Raw genomic sequence first — 396 nt, 5'->3', positions numbered from 1 at the left:
ATCGGCCCGAGGTGATCGAACAGCTCGGAGGATCCGGTGGCCACACCGTCGGCGCTGGTGTGGGTCAGTGCCGCGAGTGCGATGTAGGGCCCGTCCGGCAGCCGGCTCAGCGCCAGCGTGTAGTCGGCGTTGATGAACGCCAGTCCGGCGGTGCTGAAGTTGGTCATCGAACTGGTGACATCGACGGCCATCGCCGCCCGGATGAACGGAGTCAGCTCCTCGCCGTCCACCAGATCCCGGAACTCGCGGATCCATGCGTACCGGGGACCTGCCTGCTGCCAAGGAAATTCGAGGCCGTTGGAGTCGCCGGTCGGGCCGTAGGCGCGGATGAACATCGGTATCGCTTCGTCGATCTGCTCGGGCTCCTCCGGTATCGGCGGAAGGTCGACCGGGGTG

General features: G+C 66.4%; 1 protein-coding gene. It reads right to left on the bottom strand.

Features of this window, described 5'->3' with window-relative positions:
* Positions 1-396 (bottom strand): thioesterase family protein (locus tag H7I41_RS30115; RefSeq protein WP_505011374.1); only part of this gene is annotated, 396 nt, incomplete at both ends.

The sequence above is a fragment of the [Mycobacterium] manitobense genome, from assembly GCF_025821665.1.
GTDB classification, from domain to species: domain Bacteria; phylum Actinomycetota; class Actinomycetes; order Mycobacteriales; family Mycobacteriaceae; genus Mycobacterium; species Mycobacterium arseniciresistens.
The sequence above is the reverse complement of the archived record's forward strand: the minus strand, read 5'-3'. Positions and strand labels throughout refer to the sequence as shown.